Raw genomic sequence first — 14038 nt, forward strand, 5'->3', positions numbered from 1 at the left:
CGATTGGCAGCGTCGGGGTCGCCCTGCAGGGCGAAAGCGGCGCTTTTTTGCGTTGAGAGATCAGGGGATTCTTGACAGCCGCGGCAGGGCTTTCTATAATATTTATAAATTCAGGTCAGGAGAGGTTTCTTCGATGAGCGATTCGGACGACCCGGAGAGTAGCAACACAGTACAACTGAAGATCAGCCTATTCATCATCTGCGGAGTTCAGGCATAACCTGCGTCATTTTTAATTGGCGGCGGGTTATGCCTTTTTGCGTATAACCGCAGCGCGACAGCCCCAAACTAAGCCGGGGAAATTTTTGGAGGTGGAATGGATTGTTGGAACTATTGATCATCTTGATCCTTATTTTAATTAATGCTTTTTTTGCCGCATCGGAAATCGCCTTAATCTCCCTGAATGATAATAAAATCAAAGCCATGGCCGGGCAAGGGCACCGGAAAGCGAAGGTCATCGTCGGTTTGCTCGGTGAGCCCAGCAAATTCCTGGCGACGATTCAAATTGGCATTACCTTGGCGGGCTTTTTTGCCAGTGCCTTCGCCGGGGAGAGCTTTGCCGGCGACCTGGCGGCTTATCTTATCCAACTCGGAATGCCGATTCCCGAGAACGTGCTCAGTACGATTTCGCTCATCGTCATCACGTTGCTGCTCTCCTACTTCCAACTGGTCTTGGGCGAGCTGGTGCCAAAGCGGGTGGCGATGAAAAAGGCTGAAGCTATGGCGATGTTCGCGGCCACAACGTTATCCGTGTTGTCCAAAGTCACCGCACCGTTCGTGAAGCTGCTGACAACGTCGACGAACCTGCTCGTTCGCTTGTTTGGGATTGATCCGAACGCGAACGATGAGGAGGTCTCCGAGGAGGAGATTCGCATGATGCTGGACACCGGGGAGGAAATGGGAACCATCCAGCCCAGCGAGCGCTTGATGATCAACAACATTTTCGACTTCGACAACTTGACGGTGTCCGATATCATGACGCATCGGATCGACGTCGTGGCGATTCCGGTTGATGCCGACCAGCATACCGTGGCTGAAATTGCCGACAAGGAACAATATACCCGGTTCCCGGTGTATGAGGATACAGTGGATAACCTGATCGGGATTTTGCACAGCAAGGACCTAATTCGCTTCCTGCGCACCGGGGAGACAGAGAATTGGAATCTGAAGGAGCTGGTGACGCCGCCGTATTTTATCCCGATCTCGAAAAAAACCAACGAGCTGTTCGAGGAAATGCAGCAAAATCGCATCCATATGGCGATCGTCGTAGACGAATACGGCGGCACCGCCGGCATCGTGACGATGGAGGATTTGCTCGAGGAAATCGTCGGCAATATTTATGACGAGCACGATGAAGAGGAACGCGAATACGAGCAGGTTGGCGAAGGCCGCTATCTGTTCAGCGGCACGATGTCCTTGGACGATGCCCAGGATATCTTGGATATTCAGCTTCCCATCGAACACTACGATACGTTGAGCGGGTTCATGATCGGGCAGTTGAGGCGCATCCCGACGATTAACGAGAAGCCGGAATTCGAATACGGCGGTTATGTGTTCGCCGTGCGCGAGGTTGGCCAGCATCGCATCCGCAAGCTGGAAGCCATCAAGCTGGCGGAGCCGGATCAGACATTCGCCGTGAATGCGGTTCCGGCAGAGTAATCGGACATGCGGCAGCCCCCCGGATTTGGGAAGCGGGCCTCGAAGCGGAGGCCGCGCGGAAATCCGGGTCGGGCACGGCCGCGCACGGCCTGCGGCGAAGGGATTGCAAGGCTTTACTGAAGGAAAAGCGAATCACCACGTGACAGAATGCAGCAATCAATATTATAATGAGCAAAGATATCATCGGGTTTTAGTTCTTTACAGTTTAACAGTTTAAAGGGGGAACGCAACATCATGAGTTTGCGATACTTAACAGCCGGGGAGACGCATGGACCCCAGTTGACTGCGATTATTGAAGGCTTGCCAAGCCATTTGCAGCTTGATTTTGAAGCGCTGAATTTTGAACTGGCCCGCCGCCAGAAAGGGTACGGCCGCGGCCGGCGAATGCAAATTGAGAAGGATACGGCTCAAATTGTCGGCGGCGTCCGGCACGGCTATACAACGGGAGCGCCGGTGGCGCTGGTCGTGGAGAACAACGACTGGAAGCATTGGCAGAAGATCATGAATATCGAACCGATTGAAGGCACGGACGAGGAGAAGCGCAGAGTGCATCGTCCCCGCCCAGGCCACGCCGATCTGAACGGCGGCTTGAAGTATAATCATAAGGATCTGCGCAATGTGCTGGAGCGGTCCAGCGCGCGTGAAACGGCCGTGCGCGTAGCTGTCGGTGCGGTGGCCAAGCAACTTCTGGAGCGCTTCGGCATCCGGATCGCCGGCCATGTCATCCGCATCGGTGAAATCGAAGCGCCTCCCCACAACCTGCCGCTAGACGAGCTGGCACGGGTAACGGAAGCTTCCTCGGTACGGGTAGCCGACGCCGAGACGGAGAAGAAGATGGAAGCCTACATTGATAAAATCAAGGAAGAAGGCGACTCCATCGGCGGGATCGTCGAATGCATCGTTGAAGGCGTGCCGGTCGGCTTGGGCAGCCATGTGCAATATGACCGCAAGCTGGACGGACGGATCGCACAAGCGGTGATGTCGATCAACGCGTTCAAAGGCGTGGAGATCGGCATCGGGTTCGAAGCCGGGACGCTGCCGGGCTCGAAGGTTCACGACGAAATCCTGTACAGCGAGGAGCGCGGCTACTACCGAGCTACCAATCGGCTGGGCGGTTTCGAGGGCGGAATGACCAACGGCATGCCTATCGTTGTCCGCGGTGTGATGAAGCCGATCCCCACGCTGTACAAACCGTTGCAAAGCGTTGATATCGACACCCGCGAAGCATTTGCGGCCCAGGTGGAGCGATCGGATGCGTGCGCCGTGCCGGCGGCCAGCGTTGTGTTGGAGCATGTGGTTGCCTGGGAAGTCGCCAAAGCGTTCATGGAGAAGTTCGGCGGCGATTCGATCGGGGAGATGGAGCGCAATTACCAGGGATACCTGGCGCAACTGGAGGAGTATTGATGAGAACGCTGCAGGTCGACTTAGGCGAACGTTCTTATCCGATTTATATCGGCGGCGGCTTGCTGGGAAAGGCCGGGGATTTCTTCGAGCAGCATAAGCTGTCGATGAAGAGCCCGGTGCTCATCGTTACCGATGCCCATGTTGCGCCGAAGTATTTGCCGGTCGTTGAGGCATCCCTTCAGGCCAAAGGTTACCGAACCGTCAGCAAGGTGGTCCAGGCGGGCGAGAAGTCCAAATCGCTGGACGTCTACGAAGAAGTTATGACCACAGCGATTGAGGGCGGTTTGGACCGCCGCTCGGTGGTGGTGGCGCTTGGCGGCGGCGTTGTCGGCGACCTGGCCGGCTTCGTGGCGGCGACCTATATGCGCGGCGTGGCGTTTGTCCAGATGCCAACCACAATCCTTGCGCACGACAGCAGTGTCGGGGGCAAGGTAGCAGTCAACCATCGGCTGGCCAAAAATATGATCGGCGCATTTCATCAGCCGGAAATGGTGCTGTACGATGTGGACAGCCTGCAAACTCTGCCGCCGCGCGACGTCCGTGCCGGTCTGTCCGAAATGATTAAGCACGGCTTGATCTGGGATTCGGCATTCGCCGATTGGTGCCGCGAGCATACGGCTGACCTGCTGGCGCTTGATCCCGAAGCACTGGGATACGGCTTAACACAGGGCTGTTCGATCAAAGCCCAGGTGGTGTCCGTAGATGAGCGGGAGAACGGACTTCGTGCGATTCTCAACCTGGGGCATACGCTGGGCCATGCGATCGAAGCCATCGGCGGGTATGGCGAATTTTTGCACGGGGAAGCCATTTCAATCGGGATGGCCGCTGCAGCGAAGCTGGCGGTGAACCGGGGCAGGGACCCGCAAATTTATGAGGAAACGGTATCCGTTCTGCGCGGTTTTGGCTTGCCGACGACCATGCCGGCCCGGCTCAACGAACAGGATCTCCTCAGCGCGATGATGCACGACAAGAAGTTTAAGGAACAGACGATGGTGTTTATTTTGCCTGTAGCGATCGGGAAGGTGGAAATTGTCTCTGACGTGACATTGGATGAAGTACGCCAGGTGATTGCTGAATTGAAAGAGGAGGGACAACATGTATAACCGAGGCATTCGCGGAGCAACGACGGTAGCCCGCAACGACGAGCAGGAAATTCTGGACGCGACGGCTGCGTTGTTGAAGGAAATTGTGGCGCGCAATGAAATCGAACCCGAGGATATTTGCAGTGTCTGGATTACGGTGACACCGGATCTGGATGCTACCTTTCCAGCCCGCGCGATCCGCGTGCTCAGCGGCTGGGATATGGTGCCGCTGATGTGCTCCACGGAAATCCCGGTGCAGGGCGCGTTGCCCAAGTGTATCCGCCTGTTGATTCAAGTCAACACCACCAAAGGACAACGGGACATGAAGCATGTCTATCTGAATGAAGCCCGCAGCCTCCGCCCGGATCTCAGCGCCTCCAATTCCTGAGCGCAGAAGGAGACAGCAAGAAGCAAAGGGCGGGAATTCCGCCCGCAGTTTTGGGTTGCCAAACCGGCGGCCGATGAGGTATAGTTATTTTAGATTTTAGATAAGAGCAAGTTGAGAGCTAGTGAGAAGAGAGCAAGTCAGATGAGTTTATAGTTCAATAGCATGGATAGAGCTGAGTAGAGATAAGTTGAGATGAGCTGAGTTTAGCTGAGCGAATAGCCTGTTTCCGGGTGTGTTTGTTGATCTTTTCCTTTCGTTGGGAGAAGGCGGCAGGACACATCATTCGGGGCGGAGCTTTCCCATAAACCGCAAATCCCAGAACCTCTACTTCGGTAGAGGTTTTTTATTTTGGCTCTAGACCAACCCGAAAAGGAAGTGAGAGACATGGCAACCCCGCAAGTAGAACAGGTTATAGCTTTGGCGAACGAATACAATCTGATCCCGATTGCCCGGACGCTCCTCGCCGACATGGAAACCCCGATCCGAATTTTCCGCCGCATCGCCCAGCGGGAGCGGGCATTTCTGCTGGAGAGTGTGGAAGGTGGCAGTCAATGGGCGCGGTATTCCTTTATCGGCACCGATCCGTTCCTGATGATCTCGGCCAAGAAAGGCGAGATCACGATCGAGCGGGAAGGCGGCAAAGAACAGCTGCGCTCGTCCCGGCCCGTCGATGAGCTGAAGGCGATTCTGCGGGGTTACCGCAGTCCGAAGCTTCCGGAAATGCCGCCGTTTACGGGCGGGGCGATCGGGTTCTTCGGCTATGATCTGCTGCAATACTATGAGAAATTGCCGGCCCATCCGGTCGATGACCTGAACCTTCAGGATATGCAGTTTATGTTCTGCGACCAGGTGATCGTGTTCGACCACGTGAAGCAGCGGATTTTGCTGGTGGCCAACGTGCACGTCAAGCCGGGCGACCGCGACGAGGATATCCGCCGGGCTTATGCGGAGGCGGAGTTGAAGCTCGACCTGGCGGCCGATCTGCTGCAGCAGGAAGGGCCGGGGGAGAGCTTCAATCGCCGGCCGCTGCCGGCAGTGACCGACCTTGGCGACGTCCGTTCGAACTTAACCAAGGAGCAGTTCATTGCGAACGTAGAGAAAGCGAAGGATTATATCCGCGCCGGCGATATTTTTCAGGTGGTGCTGTCGCAGCGATTCCATATCGAAACCGAAGTGGATCCGCTTCACGTCTACCGCGTCCTGCGGACATTGAATCCGTCGCCGTACATGTATTATCTCAAGTTGGACGAGGAAATTATCGTCGGGACGTCTCCCGAGGCGTTGGTGAAGGTTGAGAACGGCCGAGTGGAAACCCGCCCGATCGCCGGGACGAGACCGCGGGGGGCGACGGAAGAAGCGGATCTGGCGCTGGAAGCCGAGCTGTTGCAGGATGAGAAGGAGCGGGCGGAGCACCTGATGCTGGTCGACCTGGGTCGCAACGATTTGGGCCGGGTATCCGAATTCGGCAGCGTCACTTGCGAATCGTATATGGATATCGAGCGGTACTCCCACGTGATGCATATGGTGTCCAAGGTGTCCGGCAAGCTGAGGGATGACAAGGATTTCTTCGATGCGTTTCTGTCCTGTCTGCCGGCCGGTACGGTGTCCGGGGCGCCGAAGCTGCGGGCGATGGAGATTATCGCCGAGCTGGAGCGGGAGGCGCGCGGCACGTATGCCGGGGCGATCGGTTACCTTGGATTTTCAGGGAATATGGATTCCTGCATTACGATCCGCACGATCGTATTCAAGCAAGGAAAAGCGTATGTGCAAGCGGGTGGAGGGATTGTGTGGGACTCCATTCCCGAGAACGAATTCCAGGAGTCGGTGAACAAAGCCAAGGCCTTGCTGACGGCGATCCGCACCGCGGAGCAGATGTTCCCGCCATCCGCCAGACATGACGATGTGATCAACCAGGATTACCTGTATGAATATACCCCGGGGAATTAAAGAGAGGAGCGAATCGAGATGACAGGTCAGCAAACCGTTCAGACCGGCATCAGCCGTTTGATTGAAGGACAACATTTGGCGCGGGAAGAAGCACGTGGTGTGATGGAAGCCATTATGAACGGGGAATCGACGCCGGCCCAAATCGGCTCCCTGCTCACAGCGCTGCGGATTAAAGGGGAAACGGTCGAGGAGATCACCGGTTTCGCCGAAGCGATGCGCGGCGCTTCCAGCCGGATTCATACGGAAACGCAGAAGCTGCTGGATACGTGCGGGACGGGGGGATCCGGCATTCACAAAATCAACGTGTCGACCACGGCGGCGATCGTCGCGGCTTCGGTATCGGTCCGGGTGGCGAAACACGGCAACCGCTCGGCCTCCGGCCGTTCGGGCAGCGCCGACGTGCTTGAAGCGCTGGGCGTCAATATTCAACTGGATGCGGGACAGGCGAAACGTTGCCTGGACGACATCGGCATCTGCTTCATGTTCTCGCAGCTGTACCATCCCTCGATGAAGCATGCCGCCGGTCCCCGCAAGGAGCTGGGAATTCGCACGGTATTCAACATGCTGGGCCCGCTGACCAATCCGGCGGGGGCCGATCGTCAGGTACTGGGCATTTATGACGGCGGCAAGACGTCGACGATCGCCGAAGTGCTGCGCGAATTGGGCTCCAAACGAGCCCTGGTCGTCAGCAGCCGGGAAGGGCTCGATGAGATCAGTATCTCGTCCCCAACACGCGTATCTGAACTGAAGAACGGCGAAATCAAGACCTATGATCTGCGTCCGGAGGATCTGGGGCTGCATACTTATCCGCTGGAAGCGATGATCGGCGGCGATCCGCAGACGAATGCGGAGATCGTCCGGCGCGTGCTGCAAGGGGAGCGCGGGGCTCATCGGGACGTGGTGCTGGCAAACGCTGGCGCTTGTGTATATGTAGCCGGTCTGGCGGACGACGTTCGTGAAGGGGTCGCCATCGCGGCGGAAGCGATTGACTCGGGGAAGGCCTATGCCAAGCTGGAGCAGCTTATTCAGACAACGGGGGAATTAAGTTATGTATCTTGAGCGGATTGTGGAGACGAAGAAAACAGAGGTTGCACGCTTGGCGGAAGGGTTCTCCCTTACGGAAGCCGAACGGCGTATCGCTGTGATGGAGGCGACACGGGGATTTCACGCCGCCCTGACGACAGGCCGGAAGCGGAACATGGGGTTAATCGCCGAGGTGAAGAAGGCTTCGCCGTCCAAAGGGCTGATCCGCCCGGATTTTCATCCGGTTCAGCTGGCGGCGGCTTATGAAGCGGCGGGAACCGACTGCATTTCCGTATTGACGGACGAAACGTATTTTCAGGGCAGCGGCGCTTACTTGAGCGCGATTCGCGAGGCGGTGAGTGTACCGCTGCTCCGCAAGGATTTCGTGATCGACGAGCGGCAGATTTATGAAGCCCGGCTGCTTGGCGCCGACGCCGTGCTGCTGATCGCAGCGATTCTGAGCGACGCCCAGCTGCGCGATTACCTCGCCCTCGCCACGGCGCTGGGACTTGATGCCTTGATCGAAGTGCACGACCGCGAGGAGCTCGAACGAGTCCTGACGCTGCCTGCGGCGAAGCTGATCGGCATTAACAACCGGAACCTGCGGACCTTCGAGGTGTCGCTGGAAACGACGGCCGCACTGGCGGAGCTGGTGCCATCCGATGCGACGCTGATCAGCGAGAGCGGAATTCGCACGCAGGAAGATGTGGAATACTTGCGGCGGACCGGTGCCCGGGGCGTGCTGATCGGGGAAACGTTCATGCGGCGGGAGAACGTGGAGGAGGCGGTACACGACTTGATGGGGCCGTTGCTTCCTGCCGGAGCATCTTCTTATTCTGCGGAAGGGGCGGGACAGCATGGGTGAAGTGGCCGTAAAAATTTGTGGACTTCAAAGCGTTGAAGTGCTAAAATCGATGATAAACTTACCCGTAGATTATGTCGGATTCGTGTTTGCCAGAAGCAAGCGCCAGATCAGCGGAAGCCGTGCGGCAGAGCTGCTTCCCGTACTTCAAGAGTGGAGCGCGGGGGCGGTTCCGCAGAGCGTTGGGGTGTTTGTCAATCCGACCTTGGAGGAGCTGGACATCGGTTTGCGGCAGGCGCCGCTAGACATCCTGCAGCTCCATGGGACGGAAACCCCGGCGTTTTGCCGGCAAGTCAAGGACGCTTATGGTGTCAAGATCTTCAAGGCGTTTTCGGTCAAAACGGACGGAACGATCCATGCCGGTGCAACCCTGGCGGAGTATGACGGTGTACTGGACGGGCTGCTGCTCGATACGTACGACCCGAAATACGGCGGAGGCTCCGGCATTCCTTTTGATTGGGAGGCCGCTGAGCCTTATCGCAAGTGGGCCAAGGAGCGGGGAATTCCGTTCCTGGCGGCAGGTGGTTTGCACTCTGGCAATGTTAGGACGCTGATCGAGACTTTGCAGCCGGACGGAGTGGACGTCTCTAGCGGGGTTGAAACGGACGGCGTGAAGGATATCGCGAAAATGACCGCATTCGTAGAGAGGGTGAAGGGATGATGAAGCAGGTACCGGATGAGCAGGGACGGTTTGGCCCTTTTGGCGGCCGTTACGTGCCCGAGACGCTCATGAACGCACTGATCGAATTGGAAGAATCCTATTTGAACTATAAAGACGATCCCGAGTTTCAAGCCGAGATTGCTTATTTGCTGAAGCAGTATTCCGGACGGGAGACGCCGCTGTATTATGCGGAACGCCTGACGGAGCAGCTGGGCGGGGCGAAAATCTACCTGAAGCGCGAGGATTTGAACCATACCGGCGCTCACAAGATCAACAATGCGATCGGGCAGGGAATCCTGGCTAAGCGCATGGGCAAACAGAAGGTGATCGCCGAAACCGGCGCAGGCCAACACGGCGTGGCCACCGCGACCGTTGCCGCGCTGCTGGGCCTTGAATGCAAGGTGTTTATGGGCGAGGAGGATACGAAGCGGCAACAGCTGAACGTGTTTCGAATGAAGCTGCTGGGGGCAGAGGTGGTACCGGTTATGTCCGGCACTCGCACGCTTAAGGATGCCTGCAATGAAGCGCTGCGCTATTGGGTCAGCAACGTGCATGACACGTTTTACATTCTCGGATCGGCTACCGGGCCGCATCCCTACCCGATGATGGTGCGGAATTTCCAACGTGTGATCGGCGACGAAACCCGGGAGCAGATTTTGCAGGCCGAAGGCCGGTTGCCGGATATGCTCGTTGCCGCGGTAGGCGGCGGCAGCAATGCGATCGGGATGTTTTATCCGTTTGTGGAGGATCAGGCGGTTCGTCTCGTGGGTGTGGAAGCAGCCGGCAAGGGAGTTGACACCGAATTTCACGCCGCTACAATGACCAAAGGAACGAAAGGCGTCTTCCAGGGCTCGATGAGTTATCTGCTGCAGGACGCTTACGGTCAAGTGCTGCCGGCTCATTCGATTTCAGCCGGTCTGGATTATCCGGGGATCGGACCGGAGCATTCTTATCTGAAGGATATCGAACGCGCGAAATATTACCCGATTACGGATCGTGAAGCGCTGGAGGCGCTCCAACTGCTGAGCCGGACCGAAGGGATTATTCCGGCATTGGAATCGGCGCATGCGGTGGCGCAAGTCGTGAAAATGGCCCCGGCCATGAGCCGGGACGAGATCGTCGTCATCTGCTTGTCCGGCCGCGGAGATAAAGATGTCGAATCGATTATGGCGTATACGGAAGGCGGGGAGACGATATGAGTCCAATAACAGGCCATTTGCTCGACGACACATTTGCGAAGTTGAAAGCGGCGGGGAAAACGGCGCTGATTCCGTTTGTGACCGTTGGTGACCCGAATCCGGAGACGACCCTCGACATTTTGGCGGTGCTGGAGGAAGCCGGAGCCGATGTGGTGGAGCTCGGCGTACCGTACTCCGATCCGCTGGCGGACGGCCCGGTGATTCAGCGGGCGTCCGAACGCGCCCTTGCCCACGGCGTCACGGTTGCTTCCTGCATCGAGGCGGCTGCTCAAGCCCGGGAACGGGGGATTCGTCTTCCGTTCGTTTTGTTTACGTACTACAATCCCGTGCTGCAAATGGGCACGGAGCGCTTTTTTGCCGAGTTGCAGGGGGCGGGGATCAGCGGCTTGATCATTCCGGATCTGCCGTATGAAGAGGCAGAGGAGGTCCTGGGGCTGGCGGATGCGGCCGGCGTCAAGTTGATTCCGCTTGTAGCGCCAACCTCCAGCGGGCGGATCGCCCGGATTTTGGAGCGTGCCCGCGGGTTCGTTTATTGCGTATCCTCGCTGGGCGTAACCGGAGAGCGCGCGACGTTTAATGTAAGCGTTGACGAGTTTATCGCGTCCGTTAAAGCGCAAACGGATCTGCCGGTCGCCGTTGGCTTTGGCATCTCGAGCCGGGAGCAGGTGGAGCGGTTTGCGGCAATCTGTGACGGCGCGGTCGTCGGCAGCGCGATCGTGCGAAAGATCGAAGAAAGCTTGCCGCTGTTGGCGCAGGCTTCAACCCGGGATCAAGGGCTGTTGCAAATTCGCGACTTTGTGGCAAAATTGAGATTATAGTTTTTTTAGGGAACGCACAACAAGTCACATGAGGGAGGAAACCATCCATGTTGCCGAAACCCCAGATCGTTAATCTGCCGGTGTATCAACCCGGCAAACCGATTGAAGAAGTGAAGAAGGAGCTTGGGCTTGAGGAAGTGATCAAGCTGGCTTCCAACGAAAATCCGTACGGCTGTTCGCCGCGCGTCCGCGCCGCCATTGAGCAGGAGCTGGCGAATTTAAGCTTGTACCCCGATGGCAGCGCCGCAGAGTTGACGGAATTGTTGGCGGGTCAGCTTGGCGTTGGGAAGGACCAAATCATCTTCGGCTGCGGATCGGACGAAATTATCGCCCTGATTGCCCGCGCATTTTTCCTGCCTGGCGACGAGACGGTGATGGCGGACCAGACGTTCAGCGTGTATAAGAGCAATGCCGACATTGAAGGGGCCGTCAGCATCGAGGTGCCGCTGAAGGAAGGCACCCACGATCTGGAGGGGATGCTCGCTCGGATCGGGGAGAAAACGAAGGTTGTCTGGATCTGCAATCCGAACAATCCAACCGGGACGATCGTGCCTCATGCCGAGCTTGCCTCTTTTCTGGACCGGGTTCCGGGACATGTACTGGTCGTCCTGGATGAAGCGTACGCGGAGTATGTAACGGATACGGCATACACGAATGGGATTGCTTTGCTGAATCAATATCCGAACCTGGTGGTGCTTCGCACGTTCTCCAAAATTTACGGCCTCGCCTCGCTGCGTATCGGCTATGGCGTGGGTCAGCCGGGTGTGATCCAACTGATCAACCAGGTGCGCGAACCGTTCAACACTTCGAGAATCGGTCAAGCGGCGGCGAAAGCGGCCTTGGAAGACCAAGATTTTGTGGCCGATTGCCGTACCAAGAACCGTGAAGGGATCGCTTATCTGTACGGCGAGTTCGAACGGCTGGGCCTTTCGTATTTCCCGGCGCATGGCAATTTCATCATGGTCGATGTTCAACGTCCGGCGCGTGAGATGTTTGGCGCGCTGCTGAAGCTGGGCATTATCGTGCGAGCCGGATTTTCGAAATATCCGAATTCCGTGCGGGTGACCGTTGGATCGGCTGAACAAAACGCGAAATTCGTCACGGCCCTGGAGCAGGTGCTGGGCAAATCGGCAACCCGCGTCTGATTCCTAATTTTATTCGCAGAAAATGAGTGAGATACGATGACAACAAAAATTGCCATTTTTGGCGTGGGTTTGATCGGGGGTTCGCTGGCGTTATGCCTCAAAGGCAAGCCGGGAATCACGGTCGTCGGCCACGCCCACCGTCCGGAATCCCTGAAGCGCATCGAGGAGCGCGGCGTCGTTGACGCTGTGACGCTGTCGATTGAAGAGGCGGCGGCGGATGCCGACTTTATTTTTTTGTGCGTGCCGGTAGGGCTCCTGGAGGATTATCTGCAGAAGCTGACGGAGCTTCCGCTGAAGCCGGGTTGTATCGTGACCGATGTGGGCAGCACGAAGGCGGCTGTCGCCGCAAGTGCGGCGAGACTCGCCCGCCCGGGCGTGCATTTCATCGGCGGCCACCCGATGGCCGGCTCGGAACGTTCCGGCGTAGAAGCGGCTTCTTCGCTCCTGTTCGAGAACGCTTATTACGTGCTGACGCCATCCCCTGAGGTGCCGGAAGAGGCTTATGCGCGTCTGGAGCAGCTGTTGATGCACACGAAAGCGCAGATTGTTCGCGTTGACCCGGTGATGCATGATGAAATCGTCGGAGCGATCAGCCATCTGCCGCATATTATCGCAGTAGCGCTGGTCAACCAGGTGCGCGATTACAACGAGGACAACGGATTGTACCGTATGCTGGCCGCGGGCGGATTCCGTGATATCACACGGATTGCTTCAAGCGACCCGGTCATTTGGCGGGACATTCTGCTCAGCAATCGCCAGGTGCTGCTCGGCTTGTTGAAGGATTGGAACCGAGAGATCGAGGGCTTCATTTCTCTTCTCGAGGACCAGAATGGGGAAGGGATCGAGGCGGTGTTCCAGAAGGCGAACCGGTTTCGCAGCGAGCTGCCGGAGCGGCGCAAGGGGGCGATCACCTCGTTGTTCGACATCTACATCGACGTGCCCGATACGCCGGGGATCATCGGGCAAATTGCCACTGAGCTGGGCCTGCGCCACATCAATTTGAGCAACATGCAGATCATTGAGAGCCGCGAGGATGTTCCTGGCGTGCTGCGTCTGTCCTTCCGTCAGGAAGGGGAGATGGAGAGGGCGAAGGCGCATCTCCAATCCCTCGGCCACACGGTTTACGTATAAGAGGAGTCAAGGAGAGAAGCCCGGCGTCGAATCTTGAATTCAGCCGGGCTTTGTGCTTTGTGGCTTTGTGGCTTTGTGCTGCTCCGTTCAGTGGCTTGCGGGAATCTGCATGCGTGCTGATAACCTAACGGAACCTAGGGACGTTATTTACGCATTTGTGGGCAATCTCCTCCTCTAACGGAACGAGGTGCCCTTATTTGGGACTCAAGCAACGATGCGGCGATTAAAAGTGTCGAATAAGGTTTCTGGGTTCCGTTGCAGCGGGAAATGACCGGGAAATAGAGAAATAAGGTCATTTCGATCCGTTAGCACTCCGTCGAGACTTAGCTGGCTCATGAGCGGAGGGGAGCAACTTGATGATAAGGCTTTGGCGGTCAATGTCGGCATGGCGAAAAGGGACTACGCCTTATCATGTAAGCGCTAAAAAAAGTTGTTGACAGAATGAAAACGTATACATATAATAAAAGTACAGTATGGTTTCTCTCCACTCCTATCCAATAACTTCTTGCTCGTGAGTGAGCAAGGACCGCTTCGAAGGAAGCGGTCTTTTTTTTGTCCTTTTTGTTGCGTGGCGGGGCAATATGGATGAAATTTCGAATAGATTTCAGTTGTTTTAACGATTTCGGCGGGTTATATATGAAATTTCATACATATTGGGGCTTGAGATGGGGGAACGGCGATAATCTATATGATTTTTCGAATATATCCTGTACTTTTGGGCG

The 14038-nt window shown here is 56.8% G+C and carries 12 protein-coding genes; all 12 read left to right on the top strand.

Features of this window, described 5'->3' with window-relative positions:
* Nucleotides 1–318: 318 nt before the first annotated feature.
* A complete protein-coding gene (locus BN3795_RS14105; protein WP_068785260.1) occupies nucleotides 319–1656 on the top strand; it encodes a hemolysin family protein in 1338 nt (445 codons plus the stop codon).
* Nucleotides 1657–1890: 234 nt separating this feature from the next.
* A complete protein-coding gene (aroC, locus tag BN3795_RS14110; protein WP_068785261.1) occupies nucleotides 1891–3060 on the top strand; it encodes a chorismate synthase in 1170 nt (389 codons plus the stop codon).
* Nucleotides 3060–4163, top strand: a complete 1104-nt coding sequence (aroB, locus tag BN3795_RS14115) for a 3-dehydroquinate synthase (protein ID WP_068785262.1) — start codon at nucleotides 3060–3062, stop codon at nucleotides 4161–4163. Before aroC ends, aroB begins: the two co-directional genes overlap by 1 nt.
* Nucleotides 4156–4530, top strand: a complete 375-nt coding sequence (aroH, locus tag BN3795_RS14120) for a chorismate mutase (RefSeq protein WP_068785263.1) — start codon at nucleotides 4156–4158, stop codon at nucleotides 4528–4530. The genes aroB and aroH overlap by 8 nt, the downstream gene beginning before the upstream one ends.
* A 384-nt stretch (nucleotides 4531–4914) precedes the next feature.
* A complete protein-coding gene (gene trpE, locus BN3795_RS14125) occupies nucleotides 4915–6477 on the top strand; it encodes an anthranilate synthase component I (protein WP_068785264.1) in 1563 nt (520 codons plus the stop codon).
* Between the two features lie 18 nt (nucleotides 6478–6495).
* Nucleotides 6496–7536, top strand: coding sequence for an anthranilate phosphoribosyltransferase (trpD, locus tag BN3795_RS14130; protein WP_068785265.1), 1041 nt, complete (start codon nucleotides 6496–6498; stop codon nucleotides 7534–7536).
* A complete protein-coding gene (gene trpC / locus BN3795_RS14135) occupies nucleotides 7526–8365 on the top strand; it encodes an indole-3-glycerol phosphate synthase TrpC (protein ID WP_068785266.1) in 840 nt (279 codons plus the stop codon). Before trpD ends, trpC begins: the two co-directional genes overlap by 11 nt.
* Nucleotides 8358–9023, top strand: coding sequence for a phosphoribosylanthranilate isomerase (locus BN3795_RS14140; RefSeq protein ID WP_068785267.1), 666 nt, complete (start codon nucleotides 8358–8360; stop codon nucleotides 9021–9023). Before trpC ends, BN3795_RS14140 begins: the two co-directional genes overlap by 8 nt.
* Complete coding sequence (gene trpB, locus BN3795_RS14145; protein WP_068785409.1) at nucleotides 9023–10222, top strand: tryptophan synthase subunit beta; 1200 nt, start codon at nucleotides 9023–9025, stop codon at nucleotides 10220–10222. The genes BN3795_RS14140 and trpB overlap by 1 nt, the downstream gene beginning before the upstream one ends.
* On the top strand, nucleotides 10219–11040 hold the full coding sequence (gene trpA, locus BN3795_RS14150; RefSeq protein ID WP_068785268.1) for a tryptophan synthase subunit alpha: 822 nt from the start codon (nucleotides 10219–10221) through the stop codon (nucleotides 11038–11040). The genes trpB and trpA overlap by 4 nt, the downstream gene beginning before the upstream one ends.
* 47 nt (nucleotides 11041–11087) lie before the next feature.
* Nucleotides 11088–12185, top strand: a complete 1098-nt coding sequence (hisC, locus tag BN3795_RS14155) for a histidinol-phosphate transaminase (RefSeq protein WP_068785269.1) — start codon at nucleotides 11088–11090, stop codon at nucleotides 12183–12185.
* A 36-nt stretch (nucleotides 12186–12221) separates the two neighbouring features.
* Nucleotides 12222–13316 carry a prephenate dehydrogenase gene (locus BN3795_RS14160; protein ID WP_068785270.1) on the top strand — a complete coding sequence of 365 codons (1095 nt, stop codon included), beginning with the start codon at nucleotides 12222–12224 and terminating at the stop codon, nucleotides 13314–13316.
* Nucleotides 13317–14038 lie beyond the last annotated feature (722 nt).

It is taken from the genome of Paenibacillus phocaeensis (assembly GCF_900021165.1).
Taxonomy (GTDB): domain Bacteria; phylum Bacillota; class Bacilli; order Paenibacillales; family Paenibacillaceae; genus Fontibacillus; species Fontibacillus phocaensis.

Coding starts and splice junctions, on each gene's coding strand:
- aroC (WP_068785261.1), top strand. CDS start 1,891: ATGAGTTTGCGATACTTAACAGCCGGGGAGACGCATGGACCCCAGTTG.
- aroB (WP_068785262.1), top strand. CDS start 3,060: ATGAGAACGCTGCAGGTCGACTTAGGCGAACGTTCTTATCCGATTTAT.
- aroH (WP_068785263.1), top strand. CDS start 4,156: ATGTATAACCGAGGCATTCGCGGAGCAACGACGGTAGCCCGCAACGAC.
- trpE (WP_068785264.1), top strand. CDS start 4,915: ATGGCAACCCCGCAAGTAGAACAGGTTATAGCTTTGGCGAACGAATAC.
- trpD (WP_068785265.1), top strand. CDS start 6,496: ATGACAGGTCAGCAAACCGTTCAGACCGGCATCAGCCGTTTGATTGAA.
- trpC (WP_068785266.1), top strand. CDS start 7,526: ATGTATCTTGAGCGGATTGTGGAGACGAAGAAAACAGAGGTTGCACGC.
- BN3795_RS14140 (WP_068785267.1), top strand. CDS start 8,358: ATGGGTGAAGTGGCCGTAAAAATTTGTGGACTTCAAAGCGTTGAAGTG.
- trpB (WP_068785409.1), top strand. CDS start 9,023: ATGAAGCAGGTACCGGATGAGCAGGGACGGTTTGGCCCTTTTGGCGGC.
- trpA (WP_068785268.1), top strand. CDS start 10,219: ATGAGTCCAATAACAGGCCATTTGCTCGACGACACATTTGCGAAGTTG.
- hisC (WP_068785269.1), top strand. CDS start 11,088: ATGTTGCCGAAACCCCAGATCGTTAATCTGCCGGTGTATCAACCCGGC.
- BN3795_RS14160 (WP_068785270.1), top strand. CDS start 12,222: ATGACAACAAAAATTGCCATTTTTGGCGTGGGTTTGATCGGGGGTTCG.